The sequence below is a fragment of the Roseibium sp. M-1 genome (assembly GCF_054515675.1).
Window position 1 is genome coordinate 5,906,748 of the sequence record NZ_CM137257.1, and the last position, 25,829, is coordinate 5,932,576.

Below are 25,829 nucleotides of genomic sequence, written 5' to 3' on the forward strand. Positions count from 1 at the left end.
AATTTCACCTTGAGGCATTCGTTATCTTTCGATGCATCGCAGTATTTTTTAGAAGATTTTAAATTGAATTTAGCTCGTATAAGCTGTGAGAGGAGAAACTGGAACTTTTAGTTATTTATGTTTTACGCCCATTCAGGTTTCGCAGAAGATCGAAGCGATTGGCAGACCTTGCAGGATCACCTCCGGGCGACCGCGGCGTTAGCCAGTGAATTCGGAAAGCCGCTTGGGTTGGAGCGGATTGCCTATTTGGCTGGCCTCTATCACGACCTTGGCAAGTATTCGATTCGCTTCCAGCGCCGTTTGGCCGGATCCGACATTCGGGTGGATCACTCGACCGCGGGGGCGGTGGAGGTGATGGCCGGCGAGGCCGGGACGTCTCCCGTCGCAATGATGCTGCTGGAGCTGATAGCTTATTGCATTGCGGGGCACCATGCCGGCCTGCCGGACCGCAAGAACGAGACGGCGGCTTGTCTCGACCGGCGGCTTGAACTGGATCTGCCCGTTCTTGATCCGGTCTGGAGGGAGGAACTGGGCGAGCTGTCTCAGGCGGTTATGGCTGATTTGGCGCCGGAGCTCCTGAAGACCTTCCCCAAAGGGGAGGCGGACTTTTCCCTTTCGGTCCTGACGCGCATGGTCTTTTCCTGTCTCGTGGATGCCGATTTCAAAGATACGGAAGCATACTATGACAAACTGGAATGCCGGGAGCGGGACCGGGCCTGGCCCAAGCTGCAGGATCTGCTGCCGGGGCTGCTCGCACGATACGACGCCTTTATGGCGGATAAGCGGGACCTGACAAAGCCCATCAACCGGCTGCGGACCGACATTCTCGACCATGTCCGGGAGAAGGCCTTGCAGGTGCCGGGCCTGTTCACGTTGACTGTGCCCACCGGCGGCGGCAAGACGCTTGCTTCCCTCGGTTTCGCTCTGGACCATGCCCGGCTTCACGGCCACCGACGGATCATATACGCGATCCCCTTCACCTCCATCATCGACCAGACAGCGGCGATCTTCCGCAATGTTCTCGGGGAGCCCCATGTGATGGAGCATCATTCGGCCATCGACGAGGAAAAATGGCAGGCGGGGCAGGGGCAGGACCGGCAGCAGGCCGAAAAGCTGAAGCTGGCGATGGAGGACTGGGCTGCTCCGGTGGTCGTGACCACCAATGTTCAGTTCTTCGAAAGCCTGTTTGCCGCCAAAACGTCCAGAGCCCGAAAGCTGCACAACATCGCTGGAAGCGTCATTATCCTGGATGAAGCGCAGACGATTCCCCGGTCGCTGCTCAGGCCGGCCATGCGCATGCTGGACGAACTGGCGAGGGCCTATGGCTGCACAATCGTGCTATGCACGGCAACCCAGCCGGCACTTGGCAAGGAGCGGCTGGCGGGCGGTTTGCCGTTGGAAGGACGCGAACTGGCGCCCGACCCTCATCAACTGGCACAAGAACTGCGCCGCACCACGATCTGCATGGCCGGGGACAGGACCAACGTGGATCTCATCGAAGCGCTGGCTGGAGAGGACAAGACGCTCGTCATCGTCAACAGCCGCAAGCACGCGCTGGATCTCTTTCAGGAAGCGGGGCAGGCTGGGCTTGACGGTTTGATCCATCTGACCACCCGGCAATGCGCGGCGCATCGGCGGGAGATCCTTGACGACGTGCGGGAGAGGCTGAAGGGCGAGGAGCCGTGCCGGGTGATTGCGACCAGCCTGATCGAGGCCGGAGTGGATGTCGATTTTCCGAAGGTCTGGCGGGCGGAGGCCGGGCTGGACCAGATCGTCCAGGCGGCCGGGCGCTGTAACCGCGAGGGCGTGCGGTCCTCAGCGGAGAGCATCGTGACGGTGTTCTCGGCTCCGGACTATCCGGCCCCGCTGGAAATCAGGAGCCTGACAGGCGACATGGGCCGGATTTTCAAGGACCATGCGGAGGACCTTCAGTCGCCTGCCGCCATCGAAGCCTATTTCGCCGAGGTCTACTGGCGCTTGGGGGACAAGGGGCTGGATCTCAAGGAAATCCTGAAGGACTTCTCCGTCAGCCGCAAGGGAACGGATTTTGCCTTCCGGGCGGCGGCCGAGAAATTCCGCATGATCGAAAGCGGCATGGTGCCGGTGATCGTGGGGCTGGACGAAAAGGCGGGGGAGGTGATCCGGCAGCTCGGTGTCGCAAAGTTGTCATCCGGTGCGATCGCGCGGGCCTTGCAGCCCTATGTGGTGCAGGTGCCGCCCAGGGCGCGGGCGCTTCTGGTGGAAAACGGCAAGGCGGAGTTCAAGGCACCGGACCTGCGCGGGGATCAGTTCTGCGTGCTGAAAGACAAAAGCCTTTATCACGAGGAGGTCGGGCTGATGTGGGAAGATGCGGACTATCTGTCGATAGAGGAAATGATGATCTGAGAAAAAGGCGGTGAGCTTGGTTGAGCAAATTCACCGCCTTTGCGGAACATACAATTCCGCGTCACTGACAAAGTTTCAATCCACACCTCCAGGTGAGGCGACAGGTGAGCAACTATATAGGTTCAAGGTCCAATTCAACCTCAATCCTTGAAGGGCCAATTCGAACTCGAAGTGAATATTGTCGTCTTTTCATTGAGCCGACTCCTTGGTGGACAAATCGGAGGATAAGAGGCAAACTAGTATGTGTCAGCATGGAACAAAAAATACGCTTCGCTAACAAAGAAGTAGAGTTTGAGGAAAGCGACCATGTCATACGGAATTCGCCTGAAGGTCTGGGGTGACCACGGCTGTTTCACCCGGCCGGAAATGAAGGTGGAGCGGGTCTCCTACGATGTCATGACGCCTTCAGCGGCACGCGGCATTCTGGAGGCGATCCATTGGAAGCCTGCAATCCGCTGGGTGATAGATGCCATCCATGTGCTGAAGCCGATCAAGTTTCAGTCCATCCGTCGCAACGAGGTCGGTCACAAGGCGCCGGCGGGCAAGGTTAAGAGCGCCATGAAGCGCGGCGATCTGGCCGGGCTGCAGGTGCTGGTGGACGAAGACCGGCAACAGCGGGCCTCCACGGTTCTGGTCAAGCCGGTTTATGTGATCGAGGCCCATTTCGAATTGACGGACAAGGCAGGCCCCGACGACAACGAGGGCAAGCATCTCGACATCTTCAACCGCCGGGCAGAACAGGGACAGTGCTTTCACCAGCCCTGCCTGGGTACGCGGGAGTTCGTGGCGCATTTCGAGCTGATCCCGCCTGGTGCGCTTTTGCCGGAGCACGAGGAAGATCATAAGACGCCGGATCTCGGCTTCGGATCGCCCCGCGATCTGGGATTCATGCTCTGGGATATCGACCACCAAGCGCCGGGGCGTCCGGCCATGTTCTTCAGAGCGCGGCTTGAGGACGGTGCAGTCCGGGTGCCGTCTCCTGGTTCCCCACAGGTGCTGCGATGAGCGTTCTGTCGTCCCTTGCCAGGGCGTACGACCGGCTGTCCGACGCCCCGCCCTTCGGGTATTCCTCCGAGAAGATCGGCTTTTGCATCTCCCTGAATGAAGAAGGCTCGGTGGTTCATGTGACCGACCTGCGCGAAACTACGGCGAAGAGGCCTCAGCAGAGGCCGATGCAAGTGCCGCAGCCGGTCAAGCGCACAGCCGGTATCGCGCCCAATACCTTTTGGGACAAGACTTCCTATGTTCTCGGCGTGACGGCGGGAGAGGGGAAGCGCACGGCGGCGGAGCACGCGGCTTTCGTCGAGCATCATCAGACGCTGTTGACGGGGACAGAAGACCCCGGCCTAAAGGCATTGCTCCGGTTCCTGACGGACTGGACACCGGACCGATTTGCCGAGCTCCGGTGGCCGGAGGACATGAAGGATCAGAACGTGATCTTCGCCCTTGAAAGCGAGCGGCTGAGGAACGTTTATCTGCACGACCGGCCTGCGGCCAAGTCTCTCTGGAGCGCAGCAGGTGCAGGGGAACAAGAGGCGGGGCAGGTCTGCCTCGTTTTGGGAACGCCCGGTCCAGTGGCACGCCTGCATCCGTCGATCAAGGGCGTTTGGGGCGCCCAGTCGTCGGGGGCGGCCCTCGTTTCCTTCAACCTCGAAGCCTTCACCTCCTATGGCCACGAGCAGGGCGACAATGCCCCGGTCTCGGAGGACGCGGCTTTCAAATACACAACGTCGCTCAACCGCTTTTTGGAAAAAGACAGTGGCCACCGTCTTCAGATCGGCGATGCTTCCACCGTCTTCTGGGCGGATGCCTCGAACCTGGACGGGGCAGGGCAAAAGGCAGAGAGTTGGGCCGAGCAGGTGTTCGCCGGATATTTCGACATCGATCCGGCAGCGGAAGAGGCGGACTCCGTCAAAGAAATTGGCATTTTGCTGAAGCGGATTCGCGAGGGCGAACACTTGCGCGATCTGGGAGCCGGACTGGATGAGGAGATCCGGTTCTTCGTCCTTGGCCTTGCGCCCAATGCGGCCCGGTTGTCGGTGCGGTTTTATTTCGAGGACAGTTTCGGCGAACTGACCCGCCACTATCAGCAATTCATCTCCGACATGTGCATCGATCCACCGCCGCGTGGCGGCTACCCGCCGCTTTGGCGCTATCTGCGCGAGACCGCCGTTCTGGGGAAGACCGAGAACGTTCCACCCAACCTGGCCGGCGAATGGATGCGCTCGATCCTCTCCGGAACACGCTACCCAATGTCGCTGATGTCCGCCGTGCTGACGCGTATCCGCGCCGACGGCGAGATCAATGCGCTACGCGCCGGCATCCTCAAAGCAATCCTTGTCCGAAATTTCAATTGGGAGGCTCCCGTGGCACTGGACCCGGACTTTGACAATAGAGGCTATCTCCTGGGCCGTCTGTTCGCTGTATATGAAAACGCGCAGATAGCAGCCTTGGGGACCAAGGTGAATGCGACCATCAAGGACAAGTTCTACGGAGCTGCCTCCGCTCAGCCTCGCAAGGTGTTCTCTTTGCTGCAAAGTGGATCGGTGAACCATCTGTCCAAAGTCGGCAAGCAGTCTGCGGGTCGCCGAGTGAATCTGGAAAAGCTAATTGCCTCCATTCTGGACAAGATGCGACCGGACAGCGATCCGTTTCCAGCTTCACTTTCTGCTGAGGAACAGGCCCTTTTTGGGCTTGGCTACTTTCATCAACGCAGCGAATTCTTCAAGAAATCCAATGACAGGACGGATACCGGGGAGGCCAGCCAATGACCGCAATTTCCAACCGTTATGATTTTGCCCTTATCTTCGAGGTGACCAACGGAAACCCCAACGGGGACCCGGACGCGGGAAATCTGCCGCGTCTCGATCCGGAAACCAACAAGGGGCTGGTCACCGATGTGAGCCTGAAACGCAAGATCCGCAACTTCGTAGAACTCGCCAATGAAGGTAAGGACGGCTTTCACATCTATGTGGAGGAAGGTGCGATCCTAAATGAAAAGCATCGCCTGGCCTACAAGGCGCTGCACCCGGAGGACAGCAAGCTGGACAAGGCGGCCAAGCTGAACCCGAAGGACGACGAGGAAGCCGTTAAGCTGCGCGACTTCATGTGCATGAATTTTTTCGACGTGCGCACTTTCGGTGCCGTTATGTCGACCGGCATTAATTGCGGTCAGGTCAAAGGGCCGGTGCAGATGACCTTTGCCAGCTCCGTCGAACCGATCCTGCCGCTGGAAATCTCCATTACCCGTATGGCCGCGACAAACGAAGCGGAAAAGAAGCAAAAGGCGGAAGGCGACGACAGCAACGAGCGAACGGACAACCGGACCATGGGACGCAAGCATATCGTTCCCTATGGTCTCTACGTCGCTCATGGTTTCATCTCTGCCAAATTTGCCGAGCGCACAGGATTCTCCGAAGCGGATCTGGAGCTTTTCTGGCAGGCGCTTGTAAATATGTTCGAGCACGACCGGGCAGCGGCACGCGGGGAAATGGCCACCAGAAAGCTTGTCGTCTTCAAGCACACCAATGCCCTGGGCAACGCGCCTGCTCACAAGCTGTTCGACCTGGTGCGGATCGGGCGCAATATTGAGGGGGAATTCCGTTCCATTGACGACAAGCGGATCGGCAACGAGCCGCCGGCGCGCAAGTTCTCCGACTATATCGTTGAAATCGACCGGGCCAACTGTCCCGAAGGGGTCGAGATCATCGAGAAACTCTGAGCCGTGGCCCCCGGTAGCCAGGAGGTGAGCGATCTGCAGGAGGAAAGAGGGGAGCCCATTCCCCTCTCCGCGCTTCAGCATGCCGTCTACTGCCTGCGCCAAGCGGCGCTGATCCACCTGGAACGACTTTGGGCGGACAACCGTTTCACCGCCGAGGGCGATGTGCTCCATGCCGTGGCCGACAAGGGAGGCGGCCGAAAGGCACGGTGTGTGCGCCGGGTCATGGCCCTGCCGCTCGCCTCGAAACGGCTCAACCTTGCAGGGGTCGCGGACATGGTCGAGTTTCCGGGCGAGCCGGATGACAAAACGCCCTACCCGGTAGAATACAAGCGCGGCAAGCCGAAGCTGCACCGGGCGGACGAGGTGCAGCTTTGCGCACAAGGCCTGTGTCTCGAGGAAATGACCGGTACGCAAGTGCCCGAAGGTGCTCTGTTTTATGCTGAAACCCGTCGTCGGATGAGGGTGCCCTTCGACGCCGATCTCAGGAGACTGACAGAGGAAACGGCGGCGGCGCTCGCCGTTGTCTTCCGGTCCCGTCAGACGCCAGGGCCGACGTTGCACACCTCCCGTTGCCGTGCCTGTTCGCTCAAGGAGCTCTGTCGGCCGGAAACGGTTGCCCGGCCCGTGAGAGCCTGGCGACGACGCGTGCTGAATGGCCTCCTGAAGGAGGATGCGACATGAAGAAGCTGCTAAACACCGTCTACATAACGACGGAGGGTGCGGCCCTGCGCAAGGACGGCGAAAACCTGGTTGCGGAAGTGGACGGGGCGGAGCGGGCACGGGTGCCCTTTCACATGCTGGCCTCCGTTGTCGTTTTTGGAGCTGTTTATGTCTCGCCAGCCTTAATTGGAGCCTGTGCCGGTGGCGGAATCACGCTTGTCTTACTGGAACGCAACGGCCGGTTTCTTGCCAGGGTAGAAGGGCCGGTATCCGGGAATGTGCTTTTGCGTCGGGCACAATACAAGGCATCGGACCGGCCGGAGGAAATTGTCCGTTCGATCGTCACCGGCAAGATCGCCAACCAGAGATCCGTTCTAATGCGTGCGATCCGCGACTACAGGGCGGAATTCGCTGACCCGGTTTTGGCAGATGTGGAGCATGCGGCGAAGCGCATGGCCGTCATTGTCCAGCGAGTTGAAGCCCGGGATGAAACACTCGACCAGATGAGAGGGGCGGAAGGTGAGGCGGCCAATCTCTATTTCTCCGTTTTCGATCATCTGATCCGTTCGCCGGATGTGGAGATTTGCTGGCGGGGGCGCAGCCGCCGACCGCCGCTGGACCCGATGAATGCGTTACTGTCCTTTCTTTATACTTTGTTGACTCACGATTGCCGCTCCGCCTGTGAGGGCGTGGGGCTTGATCCCGCGGTCGGCTTTTTGCACCGGGACCGGCCGGGACGCCCCAGCCTCGCTCTTGATCTGATGGAGGAACTCAGGCCTGTGCTGGCAGATCGGTTGGCTCTGGCCCTGGTGAACAGGCGTCAAATCAGGGCGTCAGACTTCGAGACGCGGGATGGAGGGGCGGTGTTCCTGTCGGACGCGGCGCGCCAGACGGTTCTGACAGCTTGGCAGGAGCGAAAAAGGGAAGAAAGACAACACGCGTTTTTGGGCGAAAAGGCACCGCTTGGGCTCGTACCCTTCCTGCAGGCGCAGATGCTGGCCGGGTATCTGCGCGGTGACATGGACGCTTATCCGCCCTGGTTCTGGAAATAGGAGTAGAGGCATGTTGGTGCTCGTGACGTACGATGTATGCACCTCCGAGGGTGACGGAGCACGACGTTTGCGAGCAGTTGCCAAGGCTTGCCGCGACTATGGACAGCGCGTGCAATATTCCGTCTTCGAGATTGAGGTAGAGCCGGCACAATGGGTGAAACTGAAGGCGCGGCTGGAGCGCGTGATTGATCCGGATCACGATAGTCTACGCTATTATCATCTCGGCTCGAACTGGGCGCGCAAGGTGGAGCATGTGGGGGCCAAGCCCGCGACGGACCTTGGCGGTACCTTGATTATCTGAGCTGCCGCGATTCCAGCGCGAACGCCAATCGTGCCGGAAAACCCAGGCATGTTCGCGCTACGGCATGATCATTGAAATTTAACATCTCTTTCTCGACTTTGACTCGGTGAGGTCAGGAACGCGATATCCTTGCATCAGGTTCGCGCTGCCGCCGGTCTTTTCTCAACTCCTGCAACTGGATAGTGTCTACCCTGTCGCCCCCTCGCGGGGGCGTGGATTGAAACCCCGAACATGACACGTTGAGCCCATACCCGGCGGTCGCCCCCTCGCGGGGGCGTGGATTGAAACCGATTTGCAGCGCTACGGAGCTGCTGACGCCGAGTCGCCCCCTCGCGGGGGCGTGGATTGAAACGGTGTGGTTTCACCGGACGCACGTTTGCAGCGCGTCGCCCCCTCGCGGGGGCGTGGATTGAAACATGAACGACGTCGTCGGTCTCGCCTATAACGCTGGTCGCCCCCTCGCGGGGGCGTGGATTGAAACATGATCTAGAAGCCGCAATGCTCGACGCCGACGCGTCGCCCCCTCGCGGGGGCGTGGATTGAAACCATTGTGCGGCTGCCAGCCTGCCGGCGGGAGCTGGTCGCCCCCTCGCGGGGGCGTGGATTGAAACCATTGTGCGGCTGCCAGCCTGCCGGCGGGAGCTGGTCGCCCCCTCGCGGGGGCGTGGATTGAAACCATTGTGCGGCTGCCAGCCTGCCGGCGGGAGCTGGTCGCCCCCTCGCGGGGGCGTGGATTGAAACATTTCCACCGCCGGTACCTCCCCTGCTTGGGGAAGGTCGCCCCCTCGCGGGGGCGTGGATTGAAACGAACTGGCGCAGGCAGAGGCCGACGCCGCGCAACGTCGCCCCCTCGCGGGGGCGTGGATTGAAACCGTGACCGATTGGAGCACTGAAGAAACGGGCAGGTCGCCCCCTCGCGGGGGCGTGGATTGAAACAATCCACTCACCCTCTTGAGGGGAGGCGGGTCGGCGTCGCCCCCTCGCGGGGGCGTGGATTGAAACCTGGGCCTGCATACGCCAGTCGGCGCGCCGTACAAGTCGCCCCCTCGCGGGGGCGTGGATTGAAACGGTAAGTGTCGGGTTCTGGGTCTCGACCGCCCAGGTCGCCCCCTCGCGGGGGCGTGGATTGAAACAAGAGAACAAGTCTCAGCAACAATCCGCCCCGCTCGTCGCCCCCTCGCGGGGGCGTGGATTGAAACTTGACATCAGGGATATCGGCTCTGGACACTCCGGTCGCCCCCTCGCGAGGGCGTGGATTGAAACACCAAGCAGGAACTGGCGGTCGTCTCAACCACCGATGGTCGCCCCCTCGCGGGGGCGTGGATTGAAACGGGCCGAACCGGGTTGGCGGCGGCATCACCTTCGGGTCGCCCCCTCGCGGGGGCGTGGATTGAAACAAGGACGCAGGATTGCCCCCCCAAGGCGGCGCAGGGTCGCCCCCCGCGGGGGCGTGGATTGAAACGACTGGATGCACGTCCAGGCCGCTCGCCTCTAAAGGTCGCCCCCTCGCGGGGGCGTGGAATGAAACCATTGTGCCGCTGCCAGCCTGCCGGCCGGTGCGGGTCACCCCCTCGCGGGGCGTGGATTGAAACAGCATGTCGAGGAAAAGGGGTGCTGACCAGCGCTTGTCGCTCCCTCTCAGGGGCGCGGATTGAAACTCTTGGTGGTGTCGTGGATAACCTAGTAAGGAGATAGTCGCCCCTCCCGGAGGCGTGGATTGAAACAGTGGTCTATGGCCGCGTGTCGCGGTCGGCGGTGGTCGCCCCCTCGCGGGGACGTGTATTGAAACGACTTCAACACCGGCCGCATCCATGATGCCACCTGTCATCCTCTCGCAGGGGCGTGGATTGAAACGTGACGTAGACCATGAACTTCAGATTGTAGGCGGCGTCGCCCCCTCGCGAGGGCGTGGATTGAAACCTCGGCACGATCCTCTCCACCTGGGCGGCCGTCGGTCGCCCCCTCGCGGGGGCGTGGATTGAAACCGGCGTCCCGGCACAGCGGAACAGGCGGCGCAAAGGTCGCCCCTTCGCGGGGGCGTGGATTGAAACTTGCAGGACTGCGTGGCCCTGGCCAAGCAACTGGGTCGCCCCCTCGCGAGGCGTGGATTGAAACATCGACATGGTACCGATAGCCGCCAGATTCCCTTGTCGCCGCCTCGCGGGGGTGTGGATTGAAACATTGTCAATTGCTGCACGCCTATCAAGATAGACAGCGTCGCCCCCTCGCGAGGACGTGGATCGAAACTTTCAGGCGGGGGGACTGGGATACGGCGGTGCACGGTGGCCCCCTCGGGAGGGCGCGGATTGAAACATCATTAGAGGTAGGCCGTTGACGACGATATCTCGTCGCCCCTTCGCAGGGGTGTCGATTGAAACCGACTATTGCCACACGGGCGCCGAACAGCTCGCGGGTCGCTTCTTCGCGGGGGCGTGGATTGAAACCAGTTTGTTGGGATAACTCTTGGGTGCGCCGATGGTCGCGCGCCCTCGTAGAGGCGTGGATTGAAACACGGACACCGTCGGTGTCATCGCCAACCAGATGACGTCGCCCCCTCGCGGGGACGTGGATTGAAACGACTTCAACACCGGCCGCATCCATGATGCCACCTGTCACCCTCTCGCAGGGGAGTGGATTGAAACACGCATTGCGCGCTTACCTCGAATTCCGCGCCGGGTCCAGGGTACTGAAATCTCCCGGCGGTCCAAGGTATTCAACCATACGGTGGGCAACGATACTGGGTGTTACATGGCACTCGCTTGCTTTGTCGTTGACAAGGGGTTCCCTGATATCCAGAGCCTTGGGAATATCGCGGCTAGGCCGGCGCTGTACGGAGGTTAGGAAGGGTTTGTTCGGACGCGAATAGACGGATCTTTTCATTGCAATCCTGTTGGAATACCTGAGTTTGGTCAAAGCCGAGGGGGAAGGCCTCCTCGGCAATCTTTATGTCAAACGCTATCGGACAGTTACTTGAAGCCATCCGGTGCCGGATGTTCTTTTGAGTCTTTAAGGAACACTGCCACCCATGGGCGCATGTAATAGGCTTCTGTGCTGGTCGGATCCTTACAGATTTTGAACCGGAACAAACCGCACGCGCTGGTACGGGTGCCTCGCAGGTCCTGCCAGACCTTGGAATATTGGTCTTTGGTGAGTTCGATCTGGCGGAAGGCGTCCTTCCGGCCGTAGATATTCCCCGACGTTGCGATGATTTCCCGGTCCCCGGCCTTGAAATTCAGGATAGGCGGAAGTGCCGGTTTCTTGTTCGGAACGAAATAACCGACTGCTTGCATCAGGTTGCGCCAATCGTCCGCGTTAAGGTCGAGCGATTCCGCATTGGCAATATGCAGCGGCAAGGGTGCCGAGCTCGTTAGCCTGAAGCCGGTTTCACTGACCTCGGCATTCGGTTTGTGCGCGCCGTGCTCGCGGGCAAAACCCTGCAGAATGACGAGCGTTATTTCTCCTTCGTATCGCTCAACCGGTCCCAGCAAATCACGTTCGTATGCCAGCCGGTTCAAAATATGATCTATCCAGCGGCGACGAGTCTCGCTGTCCAGAATCTTTTGAGCATTGCGCAACGAGGTTTCCCGCAGTTCCTGAGCAGTTATGGAGCCATCACGGAAGGCGCGTTGATGGTCCCAATAACAGAGGTCACCAGTTTTGAGACGCATGCCGGAGAGCTTGGCGATTGTTTCGTCGCTTGTGGCTTTCTCCCAAACCTTCACGCAAAGGGCGGCGTGATTAAGCGCGCGCTGGTGGTCGCGCAATTCGGCCAGAAGGGTTTAGATGCGGTTGGCACGGACACGAGGATTGTTTTTCATGTTGGCGAAACGTTCAACGCCCGCAGCCTTCCATTGCCAGTACTGAACCGATTTTGCAGCCTTGACCGACTTGTCCATGGCATTGTGCATGCGTTCCTGGGTTTTCCGTGCCTTGCGTTCGGAGTGATGCCCGACAAGAATTGGTTGCCCCATGTAGAATGCCTGGGAAAGATCGTCGGCGGCCCGCATGAAGGCGTTTGATTCACGGTCACGTTTGTCAGCAAGGGCATCGAGGCGTTCGGCCTTTGCCTCGGCCCGCTCCGCAAGCGTGGTCATCTCCGGTTCGATGTCACCAGCCAGTTCTATAAGGAAGTCTTCGCGTGCCGGGGTCCATTTGGGAGCAACAAACAATTCCTGTTTCGGTGCCCACTTGAAGCCCATCTCTTTGACGTGTGCGTATGTCTCGGCATCCAATCTGCGATCTGCGTAAAGACGCAGCTTGTTGTCTTCCGGGCTATAGGTTGCGGTGTAGTTGTCTTGGCTCATGAGGTTGCTCCGTTTCCTTGAACTTGGCCGTTTGGCTCGTTTCATTTTCCGCGTCGCCGGAAACGGGGGCGGAAGGTCAAGCACCGGAAGCGAGGAGGGGCATCACCCGCGCGCACAAGGCGAAGCCGCGGAGCGTGGGGAAACCCAGCGATAGGCCGCGCAGCGGTTCATCCTTGATCTGCCGGGGGCGGAGCCCCTTTTCCAAAGGGTGTGACCGGCGGATCGCCGGACATTATTCGTCAGCGGAGCGGGTCAGGTCCGGGAAAGGAACGCGATTGGGACGGTTTACCGGCTCGATCCTGTTTTTTGGAGGAACTGGACCGCTCTGCGCCGGGGCAACGCCCCTGCATCGAAAGTCAGCCCGACCGTCAGGTCCGGTCTATTCTCCAAAAAAACTACGAACAAAATTCACGGGACTAATTCTTGATAGAAACGACCAGCCCTGTGAGCACAATCAAAGGGCTGGACGCATTGGACAGCGTTACGCCGCCTCGTCGATGACTTCCTCTGACACAGGAGCGCCGTCAGAGAATGTCATCAGGCTCGGCACCCAGCCCGTCCCCGCCACCTTGTCGGAGGCGTAGGCCGCCGCTTCCTTCTTCTTCATCTTGCGAACGGGGGCCGCGGCTTCTTCTCCGCAAGCCTCAGCAAGGCTCTCGTGAATTAGGTCGAGCTTCACGCGGGAGAAGTAGTTTTTGGCCGTCGGTTGAAAATGCTCGGCAATATCCGTGCCAAGGGCCAATCCGATCCGGTCACCGTGGTCAACCCCGGTTTTGTTGTAGCCCTCGCCATATTTGATGGCATTGATCGTCTGTGCGACACAGAAGGCCTGCAACTCCAACAGGGTCTTTTGCGACACTTCCAAGCACCAGTTCCAGAGCTCGGCCGGATCAAGCGGCAGCACAGATTTCCAGCTTTCACGCTGGCGCTCAATCGCGTTCAGGACATCGCACTGTCCGGCGTCCTTGATCTGGCTTTCCAGGCACGCGCTGTCGAGGCTGATTTCAACCGCACCGTTGTCACGCGCCGCGCTGTGGTTATAGAGCATCTTGATCGCCATGGAATGAACTGCAACGGCGAGTGCAACATCAGGGTTCTTTGCCAGATCCATGCGCAGCACGGCGGTCTTGCGGGCAGTCAACTCGGCAATCAATGCCTTGGAATGGGACGCGGCTTCCGAGGCTTTCTCTTCATCGGTGTTACCAGCCGCGTCATCGACCTTTGCATCTGCCGGGTCGATAAGTCCGCGCTCGATGCGCAGGTCACCGTGATAACCAATTGAAATGATGGTGCCGCAAGTCGCTTTCTGGTCACCGGAAAACTCAGCCACGTATTTTGCCTGCAGGTTCTCAATCGCCTCGTCAGCAGCCTCGAAGGCCACCCGGTCTTCCTCGTTGCCTGTTTCGTTGTAGCAAGCGGCCGCATCGTCGCTTTCTGGCTGCAGTCGCTCAAGCTCTGTCTGATCTTCAGCGGAAAACTGCGGCTGTTTCGGATACTCCCGGCCAAATGCCTGTATAGCCGTGTAATCAAGTTCAGCCTGATACCTGACCCATTTCCAGCCCTCTGCGGCGATTTCCTGAATTGCCGTTTCGATTTTTTCAGATACCAGCTTTTCGACCAGGGCAACGTCTTCGACATAGCCGCCGTCACGATCCGAAAAGAGATCGCAGATTACGGTGCCGCCTGCGTTGCGGACGGTGTCCAGACCACCGATGAATTGGATCCTCTTGTCTGATGCCGGGATCTTGCCATCGGTCAAGGCCCGGCGAATGTCATAACCGTTGCGGTAATGCCGCGGCAGGGAGTTCCAGACCCGTTCCTGTGCCTCGTGATCGTCGCTGACGGTGAACGCCTGAAGCTGGGACAGCTCCATTTCACCTTTTTCGAAGAGCTCAAAGAGGACTGGAGAGACACGGGCGAGTTTCAGGCGCTTGGTGACAATCAGTTCGGTGGTACCAAAGCGTTTTGCGATGTCTTCTACCGTCGTGTCCTCATCGGCAAGAGCCTTGAAGGCCCGGAATTGGTCTGCCGGGTCCATGGCTTCGCGCATGACATTCTCTGCAAGGCTAAGTTCGGTTGCCTCTTCCTCGGTTCTGACCTGACAGGAAAGTTCATAGTCAGTCGTCAACAGGCCTTCCTTGATCAGGTGTTCGACGGCGCGGTACCGACGGCCTCCACTGGTCACCAGATAGTGGCCCCGTTTCACATCCGGGCGGACAATCAGGTTCTGCAACACGCCATTGACCGCGATGCTGGCGGCCAGGGATTGGATGCCGTTCTGATCGGTTTTCTTGCGCACGTTCTTTGGGTCGAGCGACAGCTTTTTGAAAGCGACTTTGATTTCGTTGGTGGTGGCTTTGGTCTTGGTCATTGGGTGTGCTCCTGTTTCCCGAAACTTCACCGATGTGGCTCGTTTCATTTTCCGCGTCGCCGGAAACGGGGGAGGACGGTCAGGGACCGGAATAGGGGAGGGGTATCCCCGTGCGCACAAGGCGACGCCGCGGAGCATGGGGAAGCCGCTTTTCCGGCCGCGCAGCGGTTCATCCTTGACCGGACGGGGGCGGAGCCCCGCAAAACAAAATTACAGGACCTCTTGGTCGCTGCTACGAGAAAATTTCGCCCGAGCAAAAGTCATCGAAGGTCGTGTCTGACAGGTGTAACTCAGTTCGCCAGAAGAATCAGTGTAAAATATCTGTAAATATAAAAACAATACATGATTGTCTGAATTTTAAGCCAATTTAATCACAAAAAAATAAACTTTGAAAATCTACAGAATTGGAAACGTGAAACGAAGAAGATGTTTAAATCTCTACGTTGTTTTTCTTTCCACCTCACGGCGAGAACTAATTGGTAGGAACCGCCGAGCGTTTTCAGCTCTAAATTGTTTAATTGGCGTTTGCAAATCGCGTCTATTTGATATCAAGAGTTGCACTAAACAAAAAAATAGCGTCATCTTGCCGCTGATCAGTTGTGATGCAACGCAGTTGCGAATTAACGAAAAAAGCTGCGATTGTTTTTTGGGGGGCAAATGAGAAGTAAACAGTCTGATAATTTTAAAATCTAAACGCTATCGAGCGCTCTACGAAAAGGGAAATACTTGGTGGATAGTGTGTCTATCATGAACCTGTTAAAAAGAATCAGAAATTACCGCATAACTCTCACAGCTACATTTCTTTTATCGTTTGCAGGCGGTGCACTCTCTCAAGAAGACACAAAAAATCATATACGAATAGATAGCTCAATTATCTCGAGAATTTTAAGTAATCCCCAACATCTCAGTGAGGTAATATTCGATGAATATAATAAGAACAAAGCACAATTCTTAAGTTACAAAATAAATAACAGTTTTCTAAATCTGACGAGAGTTTCGTACGATCTCGAGAAAAAATATCCGGGTTTCTGCGGATTCATGGACGGCAATAAGCGCCAAAAATTTCTAGAAGGTCCAAACTATATTCACTTCAGGAGAGGTGGTTTTTTAGACTACGTAGAACGAAATTGTAATGCGCGAATTTTTTACAATTTAAATATCAACAAATTGATTATATTAATAAAATTTCACAACGACACAAGTAATTCCCGCGCCTATCGCAAAGATGAGTTGGTCTTGATAACCGTGAACTCTTTTTCGGACATATACCTTCATCTCGAGAAGCTCATGAATGACACATCAAAATAACACAGGCTAACAAAGTGAACAGAGCTAACTTATAAACGCGGACAATCGGGGGAGCAGGTCAACCGGAACATCTGTTGCCCAAGCTGCCAAAAACCTTAGAATCGGTAGATCAACAGCGTTCTGAATTTTTCGGATGACTTACCTAGATTGATATCTAAGATCTATAATCAAGGTTGTGGGCATACCAATATGCTCTTGTAAAAATTCGTTAGACATGTAATTTGAGGCACTTACAACTCAGTAGCGGCAAGTGCGAATTTCTCGTTGCGTATGGGCTCCATCAGATGCATGCAAAGAATGTGTTCAAGAAGCTGATTTCAAATACTTTTATGCTCTTAGTACTATTTGCTTTTTGCCCAGTGATCTCATAAACCCTTCGAACTCGACTGTACTCTCGCTAACAAACAACCGCTCCAAAAATGTTGCAACCAGGCTCGCTTACCCAGTTCGTTTGGCTTGCTAACCACGTGAGCTAGTAGTGAAAAAATATGGCGAGAAAACTCTCCCGATTACTCCTTGGAGATGTCAGAGGAATCGTCCGGTGAAAATCCCTGTAAAATTTTCTATAACCCTTGTTGTTAGCTTCATTGGGTTATTTGTGGCTTGGAAGCACTATTTCCCACATTCCGTTATTCACTATCGACTAGATGTCACATTCGAAGTTGACGGTGTTCCAATAACTGGTGGCGCCGTACAAAAACTGGTCGTGGAACGCGTTTACGGTTTAGGTCAAGTAAGGGCTGAATGGTGGACGTTCGGTGAGGCCGTCCGGGTAAATCTGCCAGGCTATGGGGCGGTGTATGTCTTGATGACAAGTCCGACTCCAGACGGCACGTATACCTTTGCTACTAAGGGTAGATTCGACTTTCTCGTTTCGTCTGCATGTAAACTGAAAGAACAGCGGGGCGATAGGAACTGGAATGAATATGTTCGAATGATTGGGCAAGTTTCAGGGCAATGTGATGTACCCGAACATTCTTTACCACTAATGGTCCGTTTCAGAGATGAGAATGATCCAACTTCTGTAGAAAGAATCTTCCCAAACCAATTACCGACGCATTACAAGGAACACGTTCGATTTGTTGATGCAAAGATCAATATTACGTCTGAACCAGTAACTTATAATATAAAAGCCCACCTACCTTGGCTATCAACAGACAGAGAAAAGAGATTGTCGCCAAATTTTTTGGGATCAGCGAACCCAAATCTGTCTGAAACACTAAAGTATGGCTATTTTTCAAGGAAAGAATGATGACGAACACAGTTCTTGATTACGCCATTATGGCAATGGATAGTTACTCTCGCGGCGACCGCCCAGACATTAAAGGTTTGCCGATAGTTTATAACAAAGTTGAAGTTCCCGTTCCAACGGAATCCATTGACGTTGGTTTCGACGCGTCTGTTTACGATGTAGGCGGTGAGATAGTTATTTCATTTAGAGGGACGGATTTCGCTGGTGGCGGCCAATTGCTTGACGATATGGTGCATGGCTGGCTATTTGGCGCTGGAGTTTTCAGTGCCTCACAAATCAAATCAGCTATTGATTTCTATAACAGTGTAGTTGATCTTTATCCGCACGCCAATATTACGTTAACAGGTCATTCACTTGGTGGTGGACTTGCTGGCTTTATCGGGGCAATATTTGGTGAAAAGGCAGTAATATTTGACAACGAACCTTTCGAGGCTGCTGCTCAAAGTCTCTACCTACATGCCGACAGCACTCCACCTCTAGGTTCTGAAAATTATGAACAGGTTCAGCAGCTACGAAATTTGGTTTATGGTGGCGAGTCTCCTTTACCAATCGATACCAGTAAGATTTCGGGTGTCGCAATAGAAGGCGAGTTACTCGAAACGATCCGTATCTTTCAAGAAACGCCGGTAGATCAGCTTTCACTGTCAGACAGCGTTGAACTTGGCGCGGTGACACGGCACAGCATGTCGCTACTAGCGATTCGACAATTTGCGGAAAGCGCATCGCAGGTTAGTCATCGTAACTGGGTTGCAGTGGAAAAATACATCTTTGAAAGCTTATTTGACTCGGCAAATTCGTCTGCATTGGAAATAGAAGCAACCGACCAATCAGATCCAAATTCTGTTATGATGTCTAAGTTGGCGTATTCTGCGACGCAACAAGGAGCGACGATATCGGGGAACGCAGCATTAGCGTCCTGGTACGACGATGGAAACGATTTCGGTGAGGCCTTTGCAGCAGAAATCTCGACTTTCGGTTATAACCCACAGCCAGCTACTGGAGACCTCCAAGCTGCGCTACTCCGGCAGCTTGCGAACACAATAACGCAATATTCTGTCGCACTTGCGCTTAATAAAATTGATGATTTATCTTCGTACAATTTGGTTAGCTACGATGAAGAATTAAATCTGCTTGCTTATAATTTTACGACAGATGTGTTGAGCGCAGCTGGCGGAATTCCAAATGTTGAGAATTTTGATGGAGACTCCTTTTTGGCTGTCCTTCAGGATTGGCTGGGAGTGTCTATTGAACCTTATTTGGCAGATTGGTGTGGTGATGAGTTTGGCGGAAACATCGATAAGTTTTTATTTGGAACAGGTTTCGGAGGCTCTTGGGAACTCCAAGAAAGTGACGTCCTAACGGCGTTTTTTGGCACCGCAAACTCGGACTCGATTGTTGGGTCTAAGCAAGACGATTTCATCTTCACAGGAGCCTTTGGAGCAGTCGGGGCTGTGAGTGATGTTGTTCTGGTCGGTGAGGGCGACGATTTAGTGCTCGCTGGCGATGGTGACGATCTCCTGTTTGGAGGAAAGGGCAAAGACATCCTTCTTGGAGGTCAGGGTAATGACACTCTCGATGGCTCCTCCGCAATCAACAACCTTGAAGATTTGGCACTACTCGAACGGGAGGTGTGGGAGGATCGGGCGTTTTTTGACGACAATGTAAGTGACCGCCTCGAGGGTGGTGCTGGCGATGATATCTACCTCATTGGCATCAATGAGAGCGTAGATGCAGCGCTTGAACAAACTGCTCAATATGACAGCTACTCAGGTTCATTCTCTGGGTTCTTTGATGTTGTCATTTTCGAAGACTACCAGAATAGCCAATACTTCACTAAAGGTATCGATATTGGTTCCTATACGGCCATTGATGTCATTTCGGACAGCTCAGGCGATGGTCAGATCTTTGTTGACACGTCTCGCTGGGGATACGTTCCGGACTTAGGCAGCTATGCGATTGTCGATGTCGTCGACGAATTCTCAAACGGAACTTACGAAAGGGCCAGAGGAAGCCAGAGTATTCATCTGCTCAATGGCTCCGGCGGACTGGCAGGCAATTCTGACGGCTTTGTCTATTTCGAAGATGGAAATTTGTATGGGTTCTCGACCTACAATAATTTTGGCGAGAAGTTTCATGCAAGGTATCCTACCGATGAAGGGGCTCTGATTGGATTTCACGCCCGTTTCGTCATCGAAAATTTTGAGAACGGTGATTTTGGTATTTTCCTGGAATTACCGGCTCAAGGTTCCGAGCAGGGCGACAACGAGGATTTCTCGAACTCGGGAACACCTGGTGAGGGTGTGGACTACGCTGGGAACGGTGGAAACGATATTGTCCTAGGTTCTCTGCAAGCCGACTTTTTGTCGGGCGGAACAGGCGACGACGCGATCTCCGGTGAAGGGGGCGACGACACGATTTCCGGCGACAGCGGAAACGATACGCTGAATGGCGATGCAGGCGATGATTTCATTGATGGCGGGTCAGGCACCGATGACATCAACGGTGGTGACGGCAATGATCAATTATTCGGCGGCGCAGGCGACGACACGATTGTCGGAGGTTCGGGAGATGACGTTCTCAACGGCGATGCTCAGATAGGTTCCGCCCTGGCTCAAGCGGGGAATGATCTCCTTATCGGCGGGACCGGCAACGACACCTACCAATTTATGGTTGGCTCTGGACACGACACGATCCGGGAAGAAGGTCCGGCGAATGAAGAAGATGGCCTGGTACTTCTAAACCTGTCGACTAATGATGTTAGTTTTCAGAAGGCGGGAACTGGTGGCGCGGATCTGCTCATCACGATTTTGGCGAGTGGCGAAACAGTACTCATCGAAAACCAATTCTCAACAACCGTTGAAGGCATTGAATATGTGAACTTCACCGGAAACGATGCTACCGGCGGCCGGGACTATTGGGATCGTGCAGAAATAGAAGCAGCGGCTGATGCCTTTGTCTCGACCAATCAATCTCCTGTAGTTGCAAACGCGATTGCAGATCAGGTGGGCATTGAAGATGCGTCCTGGAGCTTCACGGTTCCTTCCGATGCGTTCAGCGACGCGAATGGGGACACACTGACCTTTAGCGCTGTTTTGGCGGACCACTCAGCTCTCCCGTCGTGGCTAAGCTTTGATGCGGGCACCCGCACCTTCTCCGGCACGCCGCCACAGGATTTCAACGGCACCCTTTCCCTGAAAGTCATTGCCTCCGACGGCATTGCTTCGGCAGAAGACATTTTCGACTTGGTCATTGACCCCGTCAACGACGCGCCGATTGTCACGAATGTCGTCGCAGACCAAGAAGCAAGTGAGAACTCTGCTTGGAGCTTTACCGTTCCTGTAGATGCTTTCTCCGATGTTGACGGGGACACGCTCGACTTCAGCACGACGCTCGCCGATGGCTCGTCCCTGCCGGCATGGCTCAGCTTCGATGCGGCGACGCGCACCTTCTCCGGCACACCGCCGCAGGATTTCCACGGCATCTTGTCTCTGAGGGTTGTTGCCTCTGACGGTGAGACTTCGGTGGCCGATGTCTTCGATCTGGTGATCGCACCGGAAAGCGCCGGAACCTGGAATACCATCGAGAAAGTGGCTGGCGGTGACAGTTGGGGAACCGGGCACGCGGCTTCCGTGCAAGGGTTCACAGGTGCCGGTTACATCCAGTCGACGGCCGTCCAGGACAACAAGTCGCTGGATATCGGCCTGTCGGCGGACGGAAGCCAACTCGACGGCACGATCGACTACTACATCTGGCTCAAGGGCGACGGTACCGTAGAAATCCGCGAGAACAACGAATATGTCACGGATGCCGGAACCTATGTCGCTGGTGATGTCTTTGTCGTCGAACGGCTTGAGGATGGGACGGTCCGCTATCTGAAGAATGGTGGACTGCTCTACACCAGTAGCGCCCAAAGCGATCCGAATGTAGCCCTGCATGTGGATGTCTCGCTGTTCGAGGAAGGTACCCGCGTCGGCGAGACGCTGATCTCTTCGGGTGGCAGCACACCTCAACTCGTCAACTGGCAGCTCACCGGCAACATGGCCGAAGTGGCTCCGCCGGTCGCGCCCGGATCGGGCAATACAATAGTGAAGGTTTCGGGCGGCGCAGACTGGTTCAACGGGATTGCAGCCTCTGTGGAAGGATTTACAGGCGCTGGTTTTGTCCAGTCGACCATCGTGGATGCAACCAAGAACGTCGATATTGGTGTCTCGGTCGAGGGCAGTCACCACGACAGCTCGATCGACTATTACATTTGGCTAAGCGGTGGTGACGAGGTTCGGATCCGCGAGAACGGCACATTTGTGGCCACGTTTGGCGCTTATGAAGACGGTGATCGCTTTACGATCGAGCGCTTGTCTGACGGTACGCTGCAATATCTGAAGAACGAAACGGTCTTCTACACGAGCTCCGCCAGCGTCGACCCGGCCATCAAGCTTTTTGCTCACCTGTCCTTGTTCGAAGAAGGCAGCCGTATTGCCAATACGGTTATGTCGTCGAACGGTAGCGATCCAGCGCTCGTATCCTGGCAGCTCAGCGGCACACTCGCTGTGGTGGCCGATGCCGAAAACTCGGCGCCTGTCGTTGCCAGTGAGATTGCGGATCAGGCGGGCACGGAAGGTACGGCCTGGAGCTTCACGGTTCCTGTGGATGCATTCTCCGATATTGACGGCGATGCGCTGAGTTACAGCGCAACGCTCTCCGATGGCTCGACGCTGCCAGCCTGGCTCAGCTTCGACGCAGCAACGCGGACTTTCTCCGGTACACCACCTCAGGGAACGGCCGGAACTCTGTCGCTGAAGGTTGTCGCGTTCGATGGAGTGGCGACTGCGGAAGACATATTCGACCTGACGGTCGGCTCGGGACAGTCCATCCCGGTCGCCACCTGGACCGGCACCGACGACGTGGATCAGCTGTGGCTGAGCGACGCCGACGACGTGATCGATGGGCGCAAAGGCGATGACGACATCAACAGTGCGCGCGGGAGCGATACCTTCCTGTGGCGCACAGGAGACGGCAATGACACCTTTGGTGTCTTGGCGGATGACGGCGATACGGATGAACTCTATCTGGTCGATGTACAGCCGGAGGACGTTGCCATCGGTATCCATCCTGATTGGGACAGCCATATAACCGTCACCGTCTCGTCGACGGGTGAGGTCATCACGCTGACGAACCAACTCGGGCCGGAAAATATCGGCTCGCGCATCGATCAGGTTAGATTTGCCAACGGCACCATCTGGGACTTTGCGACCCTTGAGCAAAAGGCGCATGAAGTTACCGGGACCGGGGGCGACGATACGCTCGCCGGAACGGCCGCCAGCAATACGATCTTCGGTCTCGGAGGTAACGATGTCATTTCCGGCGGCGCTGGCGACGATATTCTTGTCGGCGGCATTGGAGGTGACAGGCTTACCGGCGGTTCGAACTTCGTCAATGGCGACGCGCATGTGTTTGCGGCGGTTCCGGGAGGTTACAGTCTGCCGGCACAGGTGGCTGCATCTGCCAGCGATATTCGCTTCAATACCGTTGAAAAGCGGGACACTGCGGCAGGGGCCTGGAACGGGTACAATGCCGGCGTCTATTCGCAGGAAAGCTTTACTGGTGCCGGATCGCTGTCGACCATCGTCGCCCACACTGACCGCTACGCGGCGATCGGCTTGTCGGCAGACCCGGCGGAAGTGAGTGGCGATAGCATCGATTTTGCCTTCTATCTGGCCGCAGACGGATATCTGCAAATCATCGAGGACGGACAGCATCGGGCGACGCTAGACGAATATTTCGTCGGCGACGTGTTGACACTGGAAAGGTTGTCGGACGGTACCATGCAGTACCTGCGCAATGGGACTGTCGTCTATACCAGTGGCACGACCGTGCCGGTGGAAACGTCCCTGAGCGCGGATGGCTCGTTCTATACCAACGGCAGCCGCTTCGAGAGCACAAGCCTAACGGCCGGTGCCGCCGCTCCTGTCATGGTGACCTGGGAGACGACAGGGCCGGTGGTCAAACTTGCCGAGGCGGGCGGCATCGTCTCGACGCTGGTTGATCTCGACAACGACGGTGTCGATGACATCGTCCATGTGTCGCAGTCCGGAGAGATCTGGACGCAACTCGGTTACGAGGGCGGCGGGTTCTCGAACGCGAACCATGTCGAAAACATTTCCGTCTATGGCAGCGTCTCGACCAACAATGCCATCGAGAAGATCGCTGGCGGTGAGGATTGGACAAACGCAGTTGCCGCTTCGACGACCGGTTTCACCGGCGCCGGTTCCATGGAAACGATGGTCGCCCAGGTCGGGGCGACATTCTCCATCGGCCTTTCCGCCGAAGGCAGCCAGTCGGACGCGAGCATCGACTTCGCCTTCCTCCTTCCGAACGACACGCAACTGCAGATTTGGGAAAACGGCCAGTTCGTTACCCACGTCGGGACCTATGTGACCGGGGACACGCTGTCGGTCGAGCGTCTTGCCGATGGCACAATCCAGTACCTACGCAACGGGGCGGTGGCTTATACCAGCGACACCAGCGTGGACATTGCGACGACGCTCTATGCACTTACGGCGATCCGGGACGAGGGCGGACGTGTTAGCGACACGGTGCTGATATCCGGCGGTAACAGCCCGCAACTGGTCGACTGGACAGAGAGCGGCAACCTCGCAGATGTGATACTCGGCGGCGACCTTTCGTTCGGTTTTGCCGACAGGGACGGGGACGGCAAGACCGACCTGGTGGTGACGGATGCCGACGGTAACATCTGGTCGCGGACCGCGTTGGAAGATAGCGATGTCTTTGTCTTCAACGACGCAAGCGACAGCGCCGGATCGGGAACAGATGTCATCGCCGACTTCGACCTCGGCCACGACAGGATCGACATCTCGGCTCTCGGTCTCAGCTACGACGATCTGAGTATCTATAGCTATGGCGGGGACACCTATATCGAGGTCCTCAACTCGCCCTTCAACATGAAGCTCGAGAATTTTACAGCCAAGCTCGAGCACGGCGATTTTATCTTCTAAAGGCAAAACCCGAGTGGAGAGGGTTCAACTCTCCACTCGGTCACTCGATGTTAATGCCGCCAATCAAGCCCAACCGCTATCAACGTAAGATTGCCTTGGACTTTCGAGGGCGGATCTGGCGGGTGCGGATCTTTTTCGGATCCTGTCCCGAAATAATCCGCAGGTAGGATTTCTGAAGCTCGAGCGCCTCGCGCGCTTCAGCGTCGACACCGGCCTGTTGCTCCAGAAAACGCCTCCAGGACAACTGCCTGCCCGGCTGACCGGTTGTCATTCGCTTCCAGGCAGGATGCCGTTCCAAACGCGGATCGAGTGGCCGGCGCCGGTACCTGTCCTTGGTCTGGCGCGTGTCCGATTTATTGTTCGGCTCGAACGGGCCGAATTTGTCTTCCAGCTTTTTTCGCGAGAGGTCGCGGTCAACCATGCTGGCCTTTTCCATCGTGCCGGTCGCGATGTCCCGAAAGACAAAGCCGTTCCCGCGTTTCCGAAGCTCTACCCCGTAGAGCGCGAAGCCATCATGTAATTCATCCCAGGAGCCGGCACGACGATGGATCTGCAGAAGGGCGTCCTTGTGCTCTTTGAGGTATCCCGAGAAGGACTGCTCCCAGGAACTGGCTTCCTTGTCCCGGGCTTTCTGGTTCAGGCGCTCGTTGTCCTGGCCGCGGCCCTGAACCACCTGCAGGCCGTGCTTCTTTTCCAGCATTGCGGCAGTGGACTGAAGGATCTGGAAGTCACGGAAAGGCGCATGCATCCGGAACGTTTCCGGGTGGACCAGGTTGAACTGGATGTGCATGTGGAAGTTCTCTGTGTTGATGTGGGTGCCCACAACACGCTGATGAGCTTCCAGGCCGAGGGCTTTCGCGAATTCCAGCTCGATATCTTTCAAAACATCGAGGTCCGGCTTTTCTCCCTCTGCGAACGAAACAACCAGGTGATAGTTCGGATCGGCCTTGCTGCGCTGGTTGAGCGCTTGCGTTGCGCGGATCTCCGCGATTGCAGTGTCCAGGTCCTCCAAACCTTCGCCGGCGTTGCAGTTGGAAAGCCAGAACTGATCCAGCTTTTCTCCCTTTTCCTTCGCACTGGCGATGTATTTCGCGAGGGCGGTCGCGCCGCGCGCCCGCTTGATAGACGTCTTCTTCGCAATCACGGCTTCAGATCCGTAATGCGGGCCTTGATCTCGACTTGCGTTTGCCGGACCTCTCTCAACAGCGATTGCATTTGCCGGACCAGATGACCGTCGGCAGCTTCGTTCATGCCTTTCAAGAGCAAATTGCCGAGACGGGCCTGGTCGGCATTCACCTGCAATAGCCTCAGAATTGACTGTTCCAGAGATCGATCCGGATATTTGCCGGACTGGAGAATGCGTTCCGCCACCTTTGAAACGGACATGTTTGTTCTTTTCGCATGGGACACGATCCGTTGGTGAATGTCCGGATCCAGGTATGTGATCAACTGGACACGCTTC

At 56.4% G+C, this 25,829-nt stretch carries 14 protein-coding genes and 1 CRISPR repeat array; of the genes, 9 read left to right on the top strand and 5 right to left on the bottom strand.

Annotated elements, in window-relative coordinates; translation table 11 throughout:
• The first annotated feature begins 117 nt into the window (after positions 1-117).
• The 7 genes from cas3 to cas2 all read left to right on the top strand — a co-directional run bounded on the left by cas3 (position 118) and on the right by cas2 (position 8,119).
• Positions 118-2,385: a CRISPR-associated helicase Cas3' gene (gene cas3 / locus ACX3M4_RS26670; protein ID WP_459355951.1), complete on the top strand. Its 2,268-nt coding sequence runs from the start codon at positions 118-120 to the stop codon at positions 2,383-2,385.
• 306 nt (positions 2,386-2,691) lie between these two features.
• The gene (gene cas5c / locus ACX3M4_RS26675) at positions 2,692-3,390 is read left to right on the top strand and encodes a type I-C CRISPR-associated protein Cas5c (RefSeq protein ID WP_459355952.1); all 699 of its coding nucleotides are present in this window, start codon (positions 2,692-2,694) and stop codon (positions 3,388-3,390) included.
• Positions 3,387-5,156 (top strand): type I-C CRISPR-associated protein Cas8c/Csd1, encoded by a 1,770-nt coding sequence (gene cas8c / locus ACX3M4_RS26680; RefSeq protein ID WP_459355953.1) that lies wholly within the window; start codon positions 3,387-3,389, stop codon positions 5,154-5,156. The genes cas5c and cas8c overlap by 4 nt, the downstream gene beginning before the upstream one ends.
• Positions 5,153-6,106, top strand: a complete 954-nt coding sequence (gene cas7c, locus ACX3M4_RS26685) for a type I-C CRISPR-associated protein Cas7/Csd2 (protein WP_459355954.1) — start codon at positions 5,153-5,155, stop codon at positions 6,104-6,106. The genes cas8c and cas7c overlap by 4 nt, the downstream gene beginning before the upstream one ends.
• A 24-nt stretch (positions 6,107-6,130) precedes the next feature.
• The gene (gene cas4 / locus ACX3M4_RS26690; RefSeq protein ID WP_459355955.1) at positions 6,131-6,787 is read left to right on the top strand and encodes a CRISPR-associated protein Cas4; all 657 of its coding nucleotides are present in this window, start codon (positions 6,131-6,133) and stop codon (positions 6,785-6,787) included.
• Positions 6,784-7,818 carry a type I-C CRISPR-associated endonuclease Cas1c gene (gene cas1c, locus ACX3M4_RS26695; protein ID WP_459355956.1) on the top strand — a complete coding sequence of 345 codons (1,035 nt, stop codon included), beginning with the start codon at positions 6,784-6,786 and terminating at the stop codon, positions 7,816-7,818. The genes cas4 and cas1c overlap by 4 nt, the downstream gene beginning before the upstream one ends.
• A 10-nt stretch (positions 7,819-7,828) precedes the next feature.
• Positions 7,829-8,119 carry a CRISPR-associated endonuclease Cas2 gene (cas2, locus tag ACX3M4_RS26700; protein ID WP_459355957.1) on the top strand — a complete coding sequence of 97 codons (291 nt, stop codon included), beginning with the start codon at positions 7,829-7,831 and terminating at the stop codon, positions 8,117-8,119.
• A gap of 193 nt (positions 8,120-8,312) precedes the next feature.
• Positions 8,313-9,647: a CRISPR direct-repeat array (repeat unit 31 nt; unit sequence GTCGCCCCCTCGCGGGGGCGTGGATTGAAAC).
• Between the two features lie 1,438 nt (positions 9,648-11,085).
• Here the strand turns inward: cas2 and ACX3M4_RS26705 are convergent.
• From ACX3M4_RS26705 to ACX3M4_RS26715, 3 genes are all read right to left on the bottom strand, one after another.
• On the bottom strand, positions 11,086-11,883 hold the full coding sequence (locus tag ACX3M4_RS26705; protein WP_459355958.1) for a hypothetical protein: 798 nt from the start codon (positions 11,881-11,883) through the stop codon (positions 11,086-11,088).
• A 15-nt stretch (positions 11,884-11,898) separates the two neighbouring features.
• On the bottom strand, positions 11,899-12,423 hold the full coding sequence (locus ACX3M4_RS26710) for a DUF3560 domain-containing protein (protein ID WP_459355959.1): 525 nt from the start codon (positions 12,421-12,423) through the stop codon (positions 11,899-11,901).
• 481 nt (positions 12,424-12,904) lie between these two features.
• Positions 12,905-14,794, bottom strand: coding sequence for a ParB/RepB/Spo0J family partition protein (locus ACX3M4_RS26715; RefSeq protein WP_459355960.1), 1,890 nt, complete (start codon positions 14,792-14,794; stop codon positions 12,905-12,907).
• Between the two features lie 1,849 nt (positions 14,795-16,643).
• On the opposite strand from ACX3M4_RS26715, the gene ACX3M4_RS26720 reads away from it, so the two are divergent.
• Positions 16,644-17,354 carry a hypothetical protein gene (locus ACX3M4_RS26720; RefSeq protein WP_459355961.1) on the top strand — a complete coding sequence of 237 codons (711 nt, stop codon included), beginning with the start codon at positions 16,644-16,646 and terminating at the stop codon, positions 17,352-17,354.
• Positions 17,354-24,367 (top strand): putative Ig domain-containing protein, encoded by a 7,014-nt coding sequence (locus ACX3M4_RS26725; protein WP_459355962.1) that lies wholly within the window; start codon positions 17,354-17,356, stop codon positions 24,365-24,367. The genes ACX3M4_RS26720 and ACX3M4_RS26725 overlap by 1 nt, the downstream gene beginning before the upstream one ends.
• A gap of 79 nt (positions 24,368-24,446) precedes the next feature.
• Here ACX3M4_RS26725 and traI read toward each other — a convergent pair whose 3' ends face one another.
• Both traI and ACX3M4_RS26735 read right to left on the bottom strand, forming a co-directional pair.
• On the bottom strand, positions 24,447-25,511 hold the full coding sequence (gene traI / locus ACX3M4_RS26730; protein ID WP_459355963.1) for a TraI/MobA(P) family conjugative relaxase: 1,065 nt from the start codon (positions 25,509-25,511) through the stop codon (positions 24,447-24,449).
• Positions 25,508-25,753 (bottom strand): hypothetical protein, encoded by a 246-nt coding sequence (locus ACX3M4_RS26735; protein ID WP_459355964.1) that lies wholly within the window; start codon positions 25,751-25,753, stop codon positions 25,508-25,510. The genes traI and ACX3M4_RS26735 overlap by 4 nt, the downstream gene beginning before the upstream one ends.
• Positions 25,754-25,829: the final 76 nt, after the last annotated feature.